The organism is Pantoea sp. SIMBA_079, assembly GCF_046940275.1.
In the GTDB taxonomy this organism is placed as follows: domain Bacteria; phylum Pseudomonadota; class Gammaproteobacteria; order Enterobacterales; family Enterobacteriaceae; genus Pantoea; species Pantoea borealis.
On the sequence record NZ_JAWRYR010000816.1, the window covers coordinates 1 to 242 of the forward strand.

The 242-nt window shown below is 64.9% G+C and carries 1 protein-coding gene; it reads right to left on the minus strand.

What is annotated here, in order from left to right:
* A partial coding sequence (locus tag SB719_RS22220; protein WP_412160042.1) for a hypothetical protein occupies positions 1–242 on the minus strand: 242 nt, incomplete at both ends.

Here is a 242-nt window from a genome sequence, read left to right on the forward strand (position 1 = left end):
GTGCGCGGTGTCGCCGTTGCGGTTCTTCAGGCCGATGTCGAACCGGTGCTGGCCGACGGGCATCAGGTATTCGGCGACGAACTTGCGTTCCAGATCGACCGGATAGCTGTCGCCGTTGATCAGCAGCGTCTGGCCTTCGGCCAGGTTGCGACCCTGGATGCGCACGCGTGAGCCGTACACCGGAATGTTCTGCTGACGCAGGCCGTTGCCGGAGAACACGGCATCGACCAGCGCCTGCGTGG